The following is a 17,081-nucleotide window of genomic DNA, read 5'->3' as shown; positions in this document are numbered from 1 at the left end:
GGCACGACCGTTCAAGGCGAATTTCACGCCACATTTACGTATACGTCAAGAGGTTTTTTGAGTGTTACTCAAATCCGGATTTTGCGGAATTTATCCATGACCTGCCGTGCTACTATGGTCGTCACGGGAATCCTCCCGCTCCAGAAACTGACCTTGACTCATATGATGGCCGCCCCGAAGGCCGAACGCCCTCTGTCGCGCCGCCAGCCAGCCGGACGCAAGTCGCAACAGCGTGTGAAGGAAATCCTTCAAACCGGCCGCGACGTGTTCTCCGAGAAAGGCTACGAGCGCGCGACCACAGCCGAAATCGCGCAGCGCCTGGGCATTTCCGAGGCGACCGTGTTCAGCTACTTCCGCGGCAAGCGGGAATTGTGTGCGCGCGTGATTGGCGACTGGTACGACGAAATCATCGATGCGATCGAATCCGGCCTGCCGCGCGACGGCACCGTGCGACAGCAGTTCGCATTCATCGTACGGATGCATTTGCGGCTGATGCTGGTGAACGGCACAGGGTTGTGCGCGCTCGTGCTATCCGAAGGCCGCTCGCGGCAACATGAACTCAGCGAAGCGCTGGTCGACCTGCAACGGCGCTATACGGCGCCGCTGATGCGGGTGCTCGCGCACGGTCAGGAAACCGGTCAGATTCGTCGCGACATGCCGTTGCGGCTCTTGCGATCGATGGTGTTCGGCCCGATGGAACACGTGCTCTGGGACGCGACGCTCGTCAATCGCCGCACCGACATCGAAGCTACCGCGGAGCGGCTCATCGACGTGCTGTGGTCTGCCTTGCAGCCACCCGACGCGTCGCTCGCCGCGTTGAGGCAGTTCCGCAATGTCGTCGGCGAAGCGACCCGCCAGCTGGAAGAGGCGGAAGCCGCGCACAAGGCCGGCGATGCCGCAGCGGTCACGCGGCGCACGCGCAAGGTAACGGCCAGCGGCGCCGCATAAGACCTGAACGCGATCGTCCTGAAGGCTTGAGGCGCGCTGCAATGCACCGGCAGCGTTAGCGGATATTTTCAGGCCCGTCTGGCCCACTTTTTTGCCGCGCCGAATTTTTTTCCAGTTCTCGCGCGCTGAACCGATATGGTACTTTAGCGGCTCGGTAATACACGAGCCGGCAAAGGTGCAGCCCGTGTGGTTATCAGACCGTCCCTTACTGGTCGACGGCAGAAACAGACATAAGGACAACGGCGTCCCCTCGTGCCACGACACGAGCGGACGCCGTTTTTTTCGGGCTCGCCTAAGGTGGGTCGATAAGCGCTACACGAACATGCGAGGGCGCAGGCCATGCCAAACGGCTGGCCTGCGAACACGTCAAGGAAGATCGCCATGAACAAGCATTCGCTCGTCGCTTCAGGAAACGGCACGGCCCGTGATTTCTTCGACAGAAATGACGCCGACCCGATCAACGTGCCCGAGCTTCCCGTCGGCAGCGATGCGCGTCAACGACACACAGCGGACCTGCGTCCAGCGGGTCTGCGCGCAAGACGGACCCGCCAGGAAACGCGGCATCGTGGACGCAACCCGCATGGCGTAGCCCGGCCAGGCGCGAAACCGTGCCGCTCGCTCGACGGCGAGCGTGACTGAGGTCCACGCGAGAGAAGCATCCCATCCAGGGATTCAGACCGGCGATCGATCAACGATAGAACCCATCACGTCCGTCACGCCAGCGCGGTTCGCTTCGCAAAGACACTCACCACGTTCTCCATCTCGCGGGTGATGTTGGTCATCACCCCGGCCACGACAGCGAACTCGCGCCCGGCGATGCCCGCGCGGCTCGCCACAATCTGACCGTTGAACGAAACGATGTGCGCCTCCTTTGCGATCGCCTTGATTCTGCCGATCAATTCCTGCTGCCCCTTCCTCTGAGCCAGCGCAATTCGCCTGCTTTCCTGTTCGTACACCGATGTGACCTGATGCAGATGGTTCAGCAACGGATCGACCATGCCGATCAGTTCATGGAGCGCCGCTTCAGCCTGTGAGGACTGACAGTCGATCGCATCGAGCACACTCGCGGCCCGATTGATGAAACCGTCGATCTTCGTCGCGACGTTCCCGCTGCCGTAAAAGGCCTCGCGTATCGCGGCCGAGAAAAGTCCTGGCAAGCCATTGCGTCCGTGTAACAACGTCGCATGGCTTTCCGAAAAGACCCGCAGCGCTTCCCTTGCCACGGCATATGCGCCTTCGAACTGCTGAAACGCCAGCATGGCCTGCAGCGCAATGCGTTGGGAAAGCATGCGTTGACGGCCAGCCATATTGAGGAGCGTGCCCAGTGTCTCGCCGGACACGCCCGCCTCAGGCTGTGCGGTCTGGTCATGTTCCCGCTTCATGCCCATGTTCATTCTTCTTTTGCCTGTTTGCACGGCCAGCCGGATCGGCGCGAACGGAGTCCCGGACACGCCAACCGGCTGAAGTTTCCAGTCACGCCTTGCGCGTTATTCGGTGGCATGCACGATGCTGGTCTGCATCGACCACGCCATCCAGGGCCGGCGCAGCGCTACGATCGCCAGAAACCCGCAGCCCGCCACCACGCCGAACGTCGCAAAGCCCATCTGATAGCTACCGGTGCTTTCTCGCGCGATGCCCATCACCACCGGAAGGTAGAAGCCGCCAATGCCGCCTGCCGCGCCAACGATGCCTGACAGCAAACCCGTGCGTCCCGCCCAACGATGCGGCACGAGCTGGAACGTTGCTCCATTGCCGAGTCCAAATGCGACGTAAAGGCAAAGCAGCAGCGCGATGCCGCCAGCAAGAGAAGGCATCGCCGCAGCGAACACGAAGTCGGCAATGGAGATAACCGCGAGCAGAATCGTCAGCGCGCGCACGCCCGATACCTTGTCGGCGATCAGGCCGCCCAGCGGCCGCACCATCGCCCCCGTCGCGGCAAGCAGCGCCATGAAGAGACCGGCCTCGATCTTGGGCATCTGATACAGGTTCGTCAGCAGCAGCGTCACATACGACGACATGCCGACGAAGCCGCCAAACGTCACGCTATAAACCAGCATGATGACCCACGTATCGCGTTCTGCCAGTACCGCACGATAACGCTTCGGCAGCACGGCGATAGCGAGCAGCGCGCCGATCACCGGCAGGAGCAGCACGCCCGTCTTGCCCGGACCGAACAGGCCCGCCTCCACCAGCAGCACGAGGACAATCAGTCCTGCGAGCGTTATCGCGAAGCTGCCGAAAGCACGTACCGCGCTGCCCGACTTGAGGCCGGCATCGTTCGCCCAGAACAGCAGTGCCAGCCCGGCTATCGCCAGCAAAGGAAGCGCACCGCCTGCGGCCACCTGCCAGCCGAAATGCGTGGCGAGTTGCGGGAACAGGAAGCCATCGAGCACCGCACCGATATTGCCTGCGGCGGCCAGCCCGAGCACGAGCCCCTGCACTTTCGGCGGATAGTTGCTGCCGGCCATCGGCAACGCAACCGAGAAGCTCGCCCCACCCATACCGAGAAACACCCCGAGCACCAGCAAGAGCGTGTAGGACGGCACGAACGGCAGCAGCGGCAACACGATAGTCGGAATCGCCGAGAGCGCGACGCCAAAGAGTGCGATCCGCTTACCGTTCGCCGACTGGTACAGATTGCCTAACGTCACGCGCAGGATTGCCGCGGACAGAACCGGCACCGCGACGAGAAAGCCCTGTTCGGCCTGCGTCATCGCGACGCTCTTGCCGATGAACGGAGCGAGCGGGCCATATAGCACCCACACGGTAAAGCCCGTGTCGAAATACAGGAAGCACGCGAGCAACGCACGCCAGTCGCCGCTTTTAAGGGAGCCAATCACGTTCTTCATTAGAGTTCCTCATAAGTCCGAATAGTCGTTCGGTTCGGGCTTCCTGGTCCGCCCGGTGGTTTGCCGGAAAACAAAAACGGCATCCCGCGATCTCAGCCGGAAGACTGGGTTCGGGGGACGCCGTTGTCCAAAAGTCTGAAGATAATGGCTGCCACTCACCTGCATGTTGCAGCCAGAAGGATCACCGTTGATCCGACGAAGATTCCAACAGCAAATGCCGTGCCATGTCGCCAAACTCCGCCGGCGCGGCCTTAGACGGGATATCCGCCAGAACATCCGATGCGCCGGGCGACGCTTTCTGACGCAGGCAGGCACAGCTATGGTGCGACGCAGCACTGAGCACGTGCGGGACCACGTGGCCCACAAGGGACGCTTTTTGCCCAATCTCGTGCCTGCTGCACACCGTGACCGTGACGGTGAGGTATTCGCGACAACCGCACCAATCCCTCACGCTCGCGCGACAATTGCAGGCGGAAACGGACCTCTTGTCGATTGTCAATTGCACATACCGGTCGAGCAGATTCGACGTGCTTACTTCGATGCGACTCGAAGTCGATGAGCAGGCGGCAAGGGAAGCGCTGCGGGAAGGTATCAATAGACTTCGGGCATGGGGTGTCGTCGCAACCGGTCACTACTCGGCCGGGAACGCAATTGACGGGATATCCCGTCTCGCCGAAGCACTCGGAATCGACCAGATCGTCATCTGGACATCACCCGCACGGCTATTTTGCCAGATGGTGGATCGGGGAAAATCATGCACTGCTGCTGGACCAGGTCTCATGCGGCGTGCTATTTGAGGTCGAGGGCTGACGCGCGTACATCCACTCGAAGTGCAGGCTTGAACGATCGCGGATACGAAAAAGACACGACGACTTGTTGGAGCACTGTCGCGCAACGATCCGCTCAAACCGTCGATTGGCCAGTTTGAAGAAGCGCACAAGAGGGAACACTTCCGGCGCCTGAAATTCAACTCAGGCAGGCGTCGGTCTCCTGCGGTTCGCCAGGCCGCAGGAAGCGATACCTGGCTTCTGCGCCCGGATTTCGGGCTGCATCCGCGCTGGTGTCCGTTGATCAGGTACAGCTACCGGATCAACGAACCACCCGGCAATCTTCCGCGCGTTTCGCCAGTCAGCCTACGCAATGTGTCATGCAATAAGCCACGCAACGAGCCACGCAATGAGCCGTGCCGGGTAGCCAGGTAAGGCGTCAGCCAGCCATTCAGGACCCGTTCACGGCTTCCTTGAATGCCTTGCCCGCGACAAACTTCACGGTCTTTGCGGCGGCGATCTGGATCTCTTCGCCCGTCGCCGGGTTGCGACCCACGCGGGCGGCCCGGGAGCCGGTCGCAAACGAACCGAAACCGATCAATTGCACGGTTTCTCCCTGTACGACTGCGGCAGTCACCGCATTGACGATGGCGTCGATGGCCTCGCCGGTGGCCGCCTTGCTTTCGCCTGTCGCCGCGGCGACCGCATCAATCAGTTCCTGTTTGTTCATAGCACGTCCTGTTTCGTATTCATGGAACCAGCGCCGCCTCCGCAGCGCCGGGGAATACACAGTAACGCATGGTTGTGCCTCCGTGCAAATCCGCTGAGTTGCCGGCCTGGCGCGCCCGCTCACGTTTTCTGGCACGCACGCTGCAGTGGACAGCGGATTTTGCCAGTCGGAACCGGGGTTTGCAAATCTTATGACAGCCTTAAGCGAGGCCTTATAGCGCGAAAAATATAGGTCTAAAGTGCCTCAGATATCCGCCGATACCCCGACTGCAGTACAGGTGTTTTAACCTCGGGAGTGTCAAATGTCAGTTCAGGCCATCAGTCAAAACACGGCGCAAATGCCGGAATTACCCACCACTACGTCAGGCGCGACCGGCACGGCGTCGGCTACCGCCCAGTCGACCACCGGCAACCCGGCTGGCAGTGGCACGCCGCCGGCGTCGTATAGCGTGAGCATCAGCAGCGCCGGTCGCGCGGCCCTCGCCGAAGCGACCGAAACCTCGGTTCAAACCGCGAAGGAAGCGGGCGCTGGCGATCTGCAGGCGAGGAGACTGCTCGCGAAGGAGGCAGTTGCCAAAGCAGCCTGATCGAGGAGGTAACGGGTTGGACCAGACCGCCGCCAGCATCTGGGGCGGTCCGGGTGCGATACTCGGCTTCATGCCTGAAGATCGCCTTCAGGCCGCCGCCGAGGTCCTCGGCGCCCTTCATGCCGAAGCGGCTGCCGCTAAACCACGGCCCATCGAAATCACATGCTTGCCGTGGGCGTTCGCATTCGTCTGATAAGACAGGACGCTCAAGTCCATCAGACCATACAGCTGCACGCTCGACTGCGCGTGCACACTCCCCATCGCCAAAGCAACGCTGCCCGCTACAGCCAGCAACCGGGTCTTCTTTACCACCCTCTCCTCTAATCCCCCACTACGTTGAAATGATCTGTTTCCTACTTTCGTAGTAGACCAAAGCATAGCGAAACCGACCGTTCGCAGCTCTTCAACGGCGAGAGAGGAAACGTCGGCGAAAACACTAGTCGCATTTCGCAGCCATTGCACTCGCGAACACCTCGCGCGGTTCGTGTTCGCGAAGGATGTAGCCGAGACCGCGCAAGGTCATGATCTGCGCGCTCGATTTCGTGAGATGTTTGCGCAGCCGGTGGATATAGATATCAATCGCATCGGCGCTCGGTTCGTCGTCGAGGTTAAAGACACTGTCCATCAGCGTCGTCTTCGAGACCGTCTTGCCCTGCTTCAGGATCAACGCCTCGAGAATCGCGTGCTCGCGGCGGCGCAACTGCAACGGCTCGTCGTGCAGCACGAACTCGCGTGAGTCGAAAAGATAATGCAGATCGCCGCAGACGAGGCGTTGCCCCTTGTCGCCGGCAGCCTGACGGCGAATCAGCGCCTTGATGCGCGCGACGAGTTCGCGCGCATCGAACGGCTTGACGACATAGTCGTCGGCGCCGACCGAAAAGCAGGCCACCTTGTCATCGGTCGACCCGTTGGCGGTGAGCATCAGCACGGGCACGTTGTCGCGTTTGCGGCGCAGACGCGCCAGCACGTCCTTGCCGCTGATTCCCGGCAGACGGAGATCGAGCAGTACCGCGTCGTAGCGCTGCAGGTTCAGCAGTGTTTCGGCGCGCTTCCCATCCGGCGCCCAGTCCAGCGCAAAGTTCTCGACCTGCATGAGGTTGATGATCCAGCGCGCAAGATCGGCATCGTCTTCGACAAGCAGCAGTTTCATATGTCTCCCCTGGTTCCTGCTGTCGACGCGACAGCTTCCCATAGCCGCATCTCGACGGTCACCACGAGCCCGATGCCGCCCTCACCCGGCTCAAGCGTGACCGTGCCGCCGTGTCGATGCGCGATTTCCCGCACGATCGGCAAGCCAAGGCCGGTGCCATCCGTTCCGCTCGACGCACGATAGAAGCGCTCGAACACGCGCGCCCGCGCCTCAGCCGTAATACCCGGACCATCGTCGACGACCCGTATCAGCGCCCTATCATGGTCTTCATTGCAATGCGCCTCGACCGTCACTCGACCACCCGCCTGCGTGTAGCGCAACGCGTTGTCGACGAGGTTGGTCACCAGCGCCGCGGTCAGCGCTTCATCGCCCATCACGAACAGATCGTCTTCGAGTTCCGCGCCCAGGTCGATCTGCCGTGTCTGGGCGAATGCGATGAGCCCTTCGAGCACCCCAGCGATCACCGCGTTCAGATCGACCCGCTCCCGCACCCGGGAAGGCTGCGCCGATTCTGCTTGCGCGAGCAGCAGGAGCTTGTTGGTCAGTCTTGTCATCCGGTGGCTGCTCTTGTGCATGCCTAGCAGGGCATCCGCAAGCGGCGCGTCGCTGTTCTCACGCTGGCGTGCGAACTGGATCTGCGCGTCGAGCAACGTGAGCGGCGTACGCAACTGATGAGCTGCGTCGGAAATGAACTGGCGCTGCGTTGCGGTCTGCTCGCTCATGCGCGCAATGCAACGGTTGATCGCGTCGACGATCGGCCGCAGCTCGAAGTGAAGTCGAGCCACGCGAATCGGTTCGAGCTGCGAGGGATTGCGATCGGCGACATCGTCTTTCAGCTTCATCAGGGGACGCAGTTCGAACGTGAGCCCGAGATAGACGAACACCATCGCAAGCACGAGCGTGAGCACCTCTCCCAACAGTTGAGGACGCAACAGTTGCCAGACCATCGCGTCGCGCGAGCCCGGCGTCTTCGCGACCACCACGGTGACTTCTTCTCTGCGCCCTGAATCGTACAGTTGCCGGACATAAGCGACGGCCCTAACGGTGCGTCCGTCATCGAGGCGCGTGGAGAAAAAGGTGGGGTCGTAGCCGGTCCGGGGCGGCAGCGGCAGCTCCGTGCTGCCGGCAAGCAGACGGTGTCCGCTCGCCTCGACACGGTAGAACACACTGTCCTGCTCCGGGGACTCGAAGAGTTCCAGCGCGGCAGGCGGAATCTGCACCACGACGCTACCGTTATCCCAATCGATGTCCTCGCCGATGATCCGCATCGAGGACACAAGCGCATTGTCCTGCATCAGATCGGCAGTCGCCTGGGCGCTACGCAGGGACATCCAGCCGGAAACGGACACGAACGCAGCCAGTGGCAACAACAGCCACCAAAGCAAGCGACCACGAAGACTGCCCAGAAACACCGTACGCCTTTCCTTTTTTGTGTTACCGGCGTGCCCGCAACGCCGCCGGCCTCCATGCCAAGAATCGCCTGCCGACGCGTGCCGGCAGATGGTTCGCTATGAACGCATCCATGCCCGGCGTGATGATCGCAGCGCAGAGATCGCTCACGATGCCGGGCCTGGAAATGGTCTTACTTGACCTGATTCACAAAGTCGTTCGTATATGTCCTCGACAGGTCGATGTGCTTGCCCTTGACCGACGGGTTAAAAGCACCAAGCACCTTCAACACTGTCCCGGGGCCGTCGGCGGGCATCTTGCCGTCCGCCGTGTACATCGGCAGCGAAGCCTTCAGTGCGCTGACGTAAAGCTGTTTGTCGCTGCCGTAGTAGTCCTTCGGCATCTGTGCGGCAATTTCATCCGCGCTGTGCGTGTGCAGATACTGCAACGTGCGCACGAAAGCGCGTGCGAGTTTCGCCGCCTCGTCCTTGTGACCGTCGAGCCACGCGCTCTGGACGTACAGGCTCGACGCGGGATAGGTTCCGCCGAGTGCCGCGCGGGTGCCCTCCACACTGCGCATGTCGACCAGCACACGGGCGTCGCCGGATTTGAGCAACTGCGACACGGTGGGTTCGGTCGTCATGCCGGCGTCGATACGCTCCTGCTTGATCGCTGCGATAAAGCTGTTGTCCGCCCCGACGGGCAGAAGCGTGTATTGCGAACTGGCAACGCCCTGCAGACGCGCGAGATACTGCGTCAGAAAGCTGGTCGAGGAGCCCAGTCCGGTCACGCCGAGCGTCTTGCCCTTCACGTCGGCCATGCTTTTGATCGAACCGGCGGCCTTGCTCCCCACCATCTCCACTTCGCCCGGCACCTGCCCGAATACGACGATCGCCTTCACTTCCTTGCCTTTCGCCTGCAGGTCGATCGAGTGATCGTAGAAGCCGACCACAGCCTGCACGGCGCCGGCGAGCAGTTCGTTCTCGGCGTCGACGCCTGCCGGTTGCGACAGCAGTTCGACATCCAGACCCTCGGCCTTGAAGTAGCCAAGTTGTTCCGTCAGGCGCGCGGGAAGGTAGATCAGCTTGGTCATGCCACCGACCATGATGGTCAGTTTTTCAGGCTCTGCCGCCCGGGCGCCGTTCGCGACGGACGCGCCGACGCCGAGTGCGAGCGAGGCCGCTACGGCAATGCGGACGGCGCGCGTGGCGACGCCAAAGCCATGCTTCATTGATGTGTCTCCGCTATATTCCACGCGCAATCCGGAGCGCGGGCCGGCGTCTGCTTGAGCGCCATGGAAAATTCTATGGGCGCGAACCCTTCTCGAAGCTTTCGCACCTTCGCTTTTGGAGTGCGGGTTTGTCCTGAGAACCCCGCGATCACATCGTTACGACCGGAATAGTCCCCATTTATGAACGACCCGCATCCCTCGGGCCGAGCGGGAAAACCGGGCATGTTGGCAGAAAAATGCTTGATGCACAACTCGGTGCAGGCGCGCGCCGCGCTATGGATCGGCAGCGACGTGCAGGGTCTACCTTGAGTTACCGCCCCTGGTTTGTACCGTCAGCCTGTTCGAAACGGACCTTACCCCTCGAACCGACCTTGCGACACTCCCGGCCCGCTGGACCTGTGCGCGCTGGGGCACGCGGCCAGTTAGCGTCACCACGCCATTACGTGCCTGCACGTGAATCCCCGAAGCATTCACCCCCGATGCACGCGAGAGCGCGCGGCGAACGTCGCGAACCAACTCGCTATCCGGCCTGCGTCGTGATGAGGAAGTGGTGATTGGCTGGCTTTGCGTGGACGCACCGGGCGCCGTGCCGCCGCTTGTCTGCGCATCCGCGTATGTCGCGAAGACCGCGCAAGTCGCGACGGCCGCAATCGCGCCGATTATTCTGATTGCGCCGCTCGTTTTCACTATTCCTCCTTCGCCGCTTTTCCGGATCTGCCGTTTCTGCCGCGTCGAGCCACGGGCGGCGAGGCAACGAAAAGCGACGCCACCTCGAAATTATTATTCGCCCGCCTGATCGATCGAATTATATGCTGCCTTGACGCGCGGGAAATGCATGAATACAAAACATATTTTCCACATTGAACTGGGTCGATCTTCGATTACATGAAAGATCAGCCAATCATGAATCAAACGCCCAGAGAAAACTTTTACCTGCTTTACAGATAATGTTCGCCAACCAATAATCGGCTCAATATTCGTTAGCAGCATCCAGAAAATATTTAAACCCGCATCCCAAAATAAACACCAGGTTGTCCTTTACTATCCGCAAGCCATATCACGCAACCATGAAGCATCGCATCAATGTCTTGCCCGATCCTCGAAAACGGTGTCGTGAAGCACGCAGCGCTATGCGCCTGATCCACTTATAGTCCTTACCACTTTCGCTGTACCGGGAAACCAGCATTACTACCATCCCGACATCGCTCCAGTCACCTGGGAAATCCACGATACCCCAAGAAAGCAATTATTCACCAAACACACACGGCCAGATTCTCACACCAACCATTGAAAGCCAGCGTTAATATTTACCTGCAGCCCAGATCACCACACAAAACAATCCCGCCATAATTTCATCTTCCGAAATTCATCCATTATTTGTTCTTGCACCTGGAGCGGTCAGCTAGAATTGCAACGGAATTGACGCATCTGCCGGCATCTCCCTCGCCGGCGTCGACCACACCGCAGCGGGGTCATTGTGAACACGTCAACCGGTCAATCTACGCGCAGCGTGCCCAAACCCGTCGACCTCGCCTTGCAGGGCGGCGGCTCACACGGCGCCTTTACGTGGGGGGTGCTCGACCGCCTGCTCGAAGAGCCGTGGCTGCAGATCGACGGCATTTCCGGCACGTCGGCCGGCGCGATGAACGCCGCCGTGCTCGCCAGCGGATATCTGCAAAACGGTGCGGCCGGCGCCCGCACGGCTCTGGAAGACTTCTGGCGGCGCGTGTCGGACGCAGCACGCCTCAGCCCATTTAGCCGCACGCCGCTCGACGTGCTGATGGGCCGCTGGACGCTGGATCACTCGCCGATGTTCATTTCATTCGATCTGGCCGCGCGCCTCTTTTCGCCGTACGACCTCAACCCTTCGGGTGTCAATCCCCTGACCCGCATTCTGCTCGACAGCATCGACTTCGATCACCTGCGTGAAGCGCCAATCAAACTCTTCATCACCGCCACACGCGTGCGCACAGGCCAGGGCCGCGTGTTCCGCAACGCCGACCTGACGCCAGACGTACTGCTCGCGTCCGCCTGTCTGCCGACCATGTTCCAGGCCGTCGAGATCGACGGTGACGCGTACTGGGACGGCGGTTACGCCGGCAACCCGACCATCACGCCGCTCGTGCGTGAATGTAGCGCGAGCGATACGTTGCTGGTCCAGGTGAACCCGATCGAGCGCGACGAAACCCCACGCAGCGCGCGCGACATCATCAGCCGGCTTAACGAAGTCGCCTTCAATGCGCCACTGCTGAAGGAATTGCGGATGATCGCCCTGCTGCATCATGCCGCCGACGCCGGCAGCGACGAAGGACGACACTGGGCGGAAATGCGCATCCATCGCATCGCCAGTCCGATGATGACCTCGCTTGGGTACTCGTCGAAACTCAACGCGGAATGGGCGTTTCTCACGATGCTGCGCGACGAGGGGCGTCGAGCGGCCGAGGCATTCCTGGCCGCCCATGCCGATCGGATCGGCGTGAGTTCGTCGTTCGATCTCGACGCGCTGCTGGAAGGGGTCTGACAATGCGCATCGCCAGCGCGGGGGCGCTTTCTCGCGTGGCCGGTTCCCGCAGGCATGAGTTGGAGACATCGCTCACCACATACCTGGTCGTAGATAGAAACTGATGCAGGCGTGACAGGAGTCAAGGGCCGAGGCAACCGTTCAGGATCATGACGTCGAGCGGTTAGCCGGTTCACCGCGAAAGTCGCGCTTCGGAATGACACGTTTCATGTTCGCGCTCCGAGGTCACTCATGAATATTGGAGTATTCGCCACGCTGGTCGCAGCGTCGCTTGTTCTGCTTTTCGGCGAAAAGCTCGTTGGGTGGGTCGCGTTTCTGCGAACTTACTCCATTCCCGCTCCGGTCGTGGGTGGATTGATCGTGGCTCTCATCGTCCTGCTGATACGCATTGCATTTAATGTTCAGGTGCGATTCGACGCCGTTCTGCAAACACCCTTGATGCTTTCGTTCTTTGCGACTATCGGTCTTAGCGCAAACGTGTCCAGCCTTAAAGCGGGCGGTCCGGTGCTGATCAAATTCCTCGCGGTCGTTTCCGGGCTGCTGATATTGCAAAACGTCGTCGGCGTGCTGCTGACTTTCGCTCTCGGCGTCGATCCGCTGTACGGACTCCTGGGCGGGTCAATCACGTTGTCAGGCGGCCACGGCACCGGCACCGCCTGGAGCAAGGTCTTCATCGAACACCACGGACTGCAGTCAGCGACAGAAGTCGCCATCGGCTGCGCGACGTTTGGACTCGTGGCGGGCGGCGTATTGGGCGGTCCGGTTGCGCGCCTGCTCATGCGCAAGCTCGGTAGCAACGAAATGCCGCAGACGAAAGACCTGGCAGACGAGGCACTGGCATTCGAAGAACCCAAAGCAGAACAGCCGACCACACCGTCGGCGTTTATCGCAACGCTTGCCCTGATCTGCGTCTGTCTGGCCGCAGGTGAAGTCGTCTACGGATGGTTGTCTGGAACCGCCTTTCAATTGCCGAACTTCGTCTGCGTGCTGTTCATCGGCGTCGTCCTGAACAACGTGCTGGCGCTGATGCATGTGCAACTTGCCCAGCATGCCGTCGCGCTGCTGGGCAATGTCAGTCTCGGGCTCTTTCTGGGGATGGCGCTCATGACACTCGATCTTTGGGGACTTGCGGCGCTTGCGTTACCTGTGCTCGTGATCCTCATCGCACAGATGATCCTCATGGCGCTCTATGCCGTGTTCGTGACGTTCCGCATGATGGGTCGCGACTACAACGCGGTCGTTCTGGCTACCGCCCATTGTGGCCTGAGCCTCGGTGCCACGCCAACGGCAATAGCCAACATGCAGGCTGTCACCAACCGCTACGGTCATTCACATGTCGCGTTTCTGATCGTCCCGATGGTCGGCGCATTCTTCATCGACATCATCAACGCGATTGTCATCAAACTATTTCTCCTGCTGCCGTTTTTTTCATGATCCAGCGCGGGCATATCGCGCGGCCTATCGCGCTGCGTGAATCGCGCCATACACTGCGGCGGGAATCGAAAAACCGTGGTGCGAGGCGGCCTTTAGCGCCTCGACATCCGGTTCGCCTCTTCGCAGGTCAACCTGTTCGCCGAAGCTGAAACAGGCGAGTACGTGTTCCACAAAGAGCCGCGTCTTCGCCGCGAGATATTTCCGGCTCGGATAGACAATCGACATGCTCACTTCAGGGTCATCGATCGAATAGTCCGGGATGAGTCGAACCAGCGTGCCGTCCTTCAGATCGGCGGCTGCAACGTCCTGAGGCACAATGGCCGGCCCCATGCCAGCGAGCGCAGCCTGCCGGACCATCAACGCGTTGTTGACCGTATAGCTCGGCTCCAGCTTGACCGATTGTGAAGACCCGTCATGGTGACGGAAGCCCCAGGCGGCGTCGCGCGACTCCTGCGGGAGCCCGATGAAACCATGCCGGGTGAGATCCTCGGGGGACTCGGGCACGTCGTGTTGACGCAAATAGGCGGGAGACGCCACTGCAACCATCGGATTAGTCACGAGAGGATGTTCGACGACTTCGGCACCCGATGGCATAGAGCCCGTGACGAATCCGGCGTCGAAGCCGCCTTCGATGAGATCGACACGCTTGTCACTGAGGGTGACGTGCAATTTAACCTTGGGATAACGCTTCCGGTAGCCGTCGAGAAGGCCGGTCAGCGACGTCATCGAAAGCGCGCCGGCCGCAACGATGCGCAGTGTGCCACCCGGCTCGCCATCGCTGCACAATATCGCCGCCTCAAGTTGATCGAGTTCCTCCAGCAGCGACCGGCAGCCGTCCAGGTACTGTGCGCCAGCCTCCGTCAACGAGAGTGTCCGTGTCGTGCGATTAAGCAGCCGCACATGCAACTGCGCTTCAAGCATCGCGATCGCCCGTGTTGCAAGCGCATTAGAGACTGTGAGGTGCTGGGCTGCCCGGCGAAAGCTATGGTTCTCGGCCACCTGAACAAAGACACGCATCGCCTGAATGTGATCCATGGAATATCTCCGTCATGAGGTTGCCCAGACCGTCGGCACATCGTTTCAATTCATGAAACACTGTCCCGACCATGCAGTTTCATCGAGGGATAGCATTTTCAATATGATGCGCCGGTCATGCATACGAGATTGCTATTGACACTGTGTTGCGCGGCAGGTCGAACTTTCGGTTCCAGTTGCCTGGCAAGACAGAAAACAGTTGCTGCAATCAATTCAAGAACCCGATACCTCAATACCTCAACGATAGGGCCGCAGCAAATCAGTCCGCGGCCTTCTGGACAACGCTACGGAACAGGGAAAACAGAGAGCCGGGTTGCATGCAAGCCAGGATGACGAACAAAAGTTACGACCGGCTTGCGATCACACACAGCAAAGATCGATCTAGCGTGTGACGCGGGTCACGCCACCGCCACTCAACACGCGCACCCGGTCGCCAGGGCTGATTGGCTGGTCGGCGTCCTGCGTCACCGCGATCAACTGACCGGAGTCAAGCCGCACGCCTATCTCGACACCAGCGCGGCGCGTGACACGCGATTCGACTGCATTGCCCGCCATACCGCCAAGCAACGCGCCGCCCAACCCGGCGAGAATCGAACCGTTTCCACCGCCTATGGTGCTACCCGCGGCGATGCCGCCCATTGCGCCCCCCGCTACTGCGCCCACGCCGGTAGGTCCGGGCTGGATCGTCACGGGCCGCACCGTTTCAACCACACCCATCGTCACCGATTGAACCTGTTGCGCCTGGCCAGGTGTAAAGGTGGAAGCGGAAGTGGGATGCGCGCAACCTTGCAGAAGACTCACTGCGGCCGGCAAGAAAAGGAGTGGCGCCAGATGGTTCAATTTCATCGTTATCCTTTGCTCTCATAGTCGATATCAGGACCGGCCCTCGATGAAATAATAGGGCAAAAATCGACCGGTTCAAGGTCGGCGTTACCTGTTACTTCGTGCCGGAGCGGCGAGCGTCGCAAAGCCGCTGGATGGCACGCTGGGCATCCCTTCGATAGCAGCGGCCTGCATGTTTTCCTGCGGCAAATGACGCTATTTTTAAGGGCTTTCCGATTTGAACTCTTCGACGCGTCAATCAGGTCAGCGGCGGGCTTTCTCCGTAAGACAGCCGGCCGTTTTTCGACAGCAGAACGGCAACGGGTCTCGTCATCTCGAACTCGGAGAAGATGATGGTCATGCTGACTGTGATCGGCACTGCCAGGAAAGCGCCAGCCACGCCCCATATCGAAGACCAGATCGCCATGCTCGCCAGTATCGCGAACGGACTCAGGTTGAGCGAGTTGCCCATCAGGTACGGATCGAGCACGTTGCCGATCGCAAAATGGACGACCGACAGCGATATCAGCACGATGAGCACTTCGTTCCATTGCCCGAACTGCAGGACAGACATGAGCGTGGGAAAGACAATGCCGAGCACCGAACCGATATAAGGCACGTAGTTGAGGAGCGCGATGAGCACGGCCCATAGCCCGGCGAATTCAAGTCCGACGCCGCGCATCGCTATCCAGCACACGCCCCCCTGCAAAACGCCCAGGATCGTTTTGAGCGCGAGATAGGCGCCGATACGCCCGTTGATGTCGATGATCACGCTCTTGATCCGCGCCGCGTTACGTGCATTCGCTGCGACATTTGTCAGCTTCTCGCTGAACGTTCGTTGCTCGAGCAGCAGAAAACTGGCGTACAGGGCCACGACAAATACGTTGACGATCACAGACGACAACGAGGCCAGCATACCGGTGAGGATGGCCTGAAGATTGAACTGCGCGAGCATGTCACGCCGTAGCGAATCCCACGTGGGCTCGGTTTCGAGATGCAACAGTGCGGCGATTTTCTGGATCAGTGCGAGTATCGAATCCTGGTATCGCGGCGCCAATGCCATCAGGCCGTCCCTGTTCGCCACCAGCATGTCCACCGCAAAGAATATCCCGGCCCCAATGAGCAACACGGAAAGCGCATACCGCAACTGCGCAGGCAGTTGGCTCCCCACGACAGGAATGCGCTGTAACAGCCGCGTAAAACCGACAACCACATACACCGCGATGACGCCGAACACGATCGGAACGAAAACGGCGCGCCCAACATAGAGCACCCAGCCCACAATCAGCAACAGCACGACAACGCATACTGACGCCTGCAATCTGTCGTTCATGTGTCAGTGCTCCATTGAGCGGCGAACTGCCAACCTGTTCGGGTATCACTGCTACAGCCAGGCCGCGAGGCCGCCTTCCAGCACCCTTGTCCATCACCGGACGACTGCCCTGAACGGCGGTCACGCGAAGACTGAACGGCGAGTTTCAGCACCATTCAATCGATGCCACGACGGGTGCCCTATTGCACTTCAGCTTCTAAAAGTGCGCGCATTTTATGGGGAATATCTTCGCACATAAACCCCGTTTGCTATATAAAATGCTTGAATGATCGTCTCTGAACCAGGC

The 17,081-nt window shown here is 60.3% G+C and carries 15 protein-coding genes and 1 pseudogene; 5 read left to right on the top strand and 11 right to left on the bottom strand.

The genetic code is table 11. From position 1 onward, the window contains the following. The first annotated feature begins 162 nt into the window (after positions 1 to 162). Together B0G77_RS36575 and B0G77_RS36570 are read left to right on the top strand one after the other, a co-directional pair. Positions 163 to 948: a TetR/AcrR family transcriptional regulator gene (locus B0G77_RS36575; protein WP_133667036.1), complete on the top strand. Its 786-nt coding sequence runs from the start codon at positions 163 to 165 to the stop codon at positions 946 to 948. A 381-nt stretch (positions 949 to 1,329) separates the two neighbouring features. After that, positions 1,330 to 1,587: a hypothetical protein gene (locus B0G77_RS36570; protein WP_133666614.1), complete on the top strand. Its 258-nt coding sequence runs from the start codon at positions 1,330 to 1,332 to the stop codon at positions 1,585 to 1,587. 74 nt (positions 1,588 to 1,661) lie between these two features. Here B0G77_RS36570 and B0G77_RS36565 read toward each other — a convergent pair whose 3' ends face one another. The 3 genes from B0G77_RS36565 to B0G77_RS36550 all read right to left on the bottom strand — a co-directional run bounded on the left by B0G77_RS36565 (position 1,662) and on the right by B0G77_RS36550 (position 5,294). Further along, positions 1,662 to 2,330: a type IV pili methyl-accepting chemotaxis transducer N-terminal domain-containing protein gene (locus B0G77_RS36565; protein ID WP_243751357.1), complete on the bottom strand. Its 669-nt coding sequence runs from the start codon at positions 2,328 to 2,330 to the stop codon at positions 1,662 to 1,664. Positions 2,331 to 2,435: 105 nt separating this feature from the next. After that, on the bottom strand, positions 2,436 to 3,797 hold the full coding sequence (locus B0G77_RS36560) for an MFS transporter (protein WP_133666612.1): 1,362 nt from the start codon (positions 3,795 to 3,797) through the stop codon (positions 2,436 to 2,438). Between the two features lie 1,218 nt (positions 3,798 to 5,015). After that, on the bottom strand, positions 5,016 to 5,294 hold the full coding sequence (locus tag B0G77_RS36550) for an HU family DNA-binding protein (protein ID WP_133666611.1): 279 nt from the start codon (positions 5,292 to 5,294) through the stop codon (positions 5,016 to 5,018). A gap of 301 nt (positions 5,295 to 5,595) precedes the next feature. On the opposite strand from B0G77_RS36550, the gene B0G77_RS43620 reads away from it, so the two are divergent. Then, a complete protein-coding gene (locus B0G77_RS43620; protein ID WP_166656245.1) occupies positions 5,596 to 5,880 on the top strand; it encodes a hypothetical protein in 285 nt (94 codons plus the stop codon). Positions 5,881 to 5,938: 58 nt separating this feature from the next. Here the strand turns inward: B0G77_RS43620 and B0G77_RS36545 are convergent. The 5 genes and pseudogenes from B0G77_RS36545 to B0G77_RS36525 form a co-directional block, all read right to left on the bottom strand. Then, a pseudogene (locus B0G77_RS36545) lies at positions 5,939 to 6,141 on the bottom strand (porin); the annotation flags it as partial. 175 nt (positions 6,142 to 6,316) lie between these two features. Beyond that, complete coding sequence (locus B0G77_RS36540; protein WP_133666610.1) at positions 6,317 to 7,030, bottom strand: response regulator; 714 nt, start codon at positions 7,028 to 7,030, stop codon at positions 6,317 to 6,319. Continuing rightward, positions 7,027 to 8,442, bottom strand: coding sequence for a sensor histidine kinase (locus tag B0G77_RS36535; RefSeq protein WP_133666609.1), 1,416 nt, complete (start codon positions 8,440 to 8,442; stop codon positions 7,027 to 7,029). Before B0G77_RS36535 ends, B0G77_RS36540 begins: the two co-directional genes overlap by 4 nt. Before the next feature lie 170 nt (positions 8,443 to 8,612). Next, positions 8,613 to 9,650 carry an ABC transporter substrate-binding protein gene (locus tag B0G77_RS36530; protein ID WP_133666608.1) on the bottom strand — a complete coding sequence of 346 codons (1,038 nt, stop codon included), beginning with the start codon at positions 9,648 to 9,650 and terminating at the stop codon, positions 8,613 to 8,615. A 300-nt stretch (positions 9,651 to 9,950) separates the two neighbouring features. After that, complete coding sequence (locus B0G77_RS36525; protein ID WP_133666607.1) at positions 9,951 to 10,337, bottom strand: BON domain-containing protein; 387 nt, start codon at positions 10,335 to 10,337, stop codon at positions 9,951 to 9,953. Between the two features lie 847 nt (positions 10,338 to 11,184). On the opposite strand from B0G77_RS36525, the gene B0G77_RS36520 reads away from it, so the two are divergent. Together B0G77_RS36520 and gltS are read left to right on the top strand one after the other, a co-directional pair. Further along, positions 11,185 to 12,171: a patatin-like phospholipase family protein gene (locus tag B0G77_RS36520; protein ID WP_133667035.1), complete on the top strand. Its 987-nt coding sequence runs from the start codon at positions 11,185 to 11,187 to the stop codon at positions 12,169 to 12,171. Positions 12,172 to 12,402: 231 nt separating this feature from the next. Continuing rightward, positions 12,403 to 13,605: a sodium/glutamate symporter gene (gene gltS / locus B0G77_RS36515; RefSeq protein ID WP_133666606.1), complete on the top strand. Its 1,203-nt coding sequence runs from the start codon at positions 12,403 to 12,405 to the stop codon at positions 13,603 to 13,605. A gap of 24 nt (positions 13,606 to 13,629) precedes the next feature. On the opposite strand, the gene B0G77_RS36510 is transcribed toward gltS, so the two are convergent. The 3 genes from B0G77_RS36510 to B0G77_RS36500 form a co-directional block, all read right to left on the bottom strand. Continuing rightward, positions 13,630 to 14,640, bottom strand: coding sequence for a LysR family transcriptional regulator (locus B0G77_RS36510; protein ID WP_133666605.1), 1,011 nt, complete (start codon positions 14,638 to 14,640; stop codon positions 13,630 to 13,632). A 381-nt stretch (positions 14,641 to 15,021) separates the two neighbouring features. Further along, complete coding sequence (locus B0G77_RS36505; RefSeq protein WP_208116544.1) at positions 15,022 to 15,486, bottom strand: hypothetical protein; 465 nt, start codon at positions 15,484 to 15,486, stop codon at positions 15,022 to 15,024. Positions 15,487 to 15,721: 235 nt separating this feature from the next. Next, entirely contained in the window at positions 15,722 to 16,795 is a 1,074-nt protein-coding gene (locus tag B0G77_RS36500; protein ID WP_133666604.1) for an AI-2E family transporter, read from the bottom strand. Positions 16,796 to 17,081: the final 286 nt, after the last annotated feature.

Source organism: Paraburkholderia sp. BL10I2N1 (assembly GCF_004361815.1).
Taxonomy (GTDB): Bacteria; Pseudomonadota; Gammaproteobacteria; order Burkholderiales; family Burkholderiaceae; genus Paraburkholderia.
The sequence above is the reverse complement of the archived record's forward strand: the minus strand, read 5'-3'. Positions and strand labels throughout refer to the sequence as shown.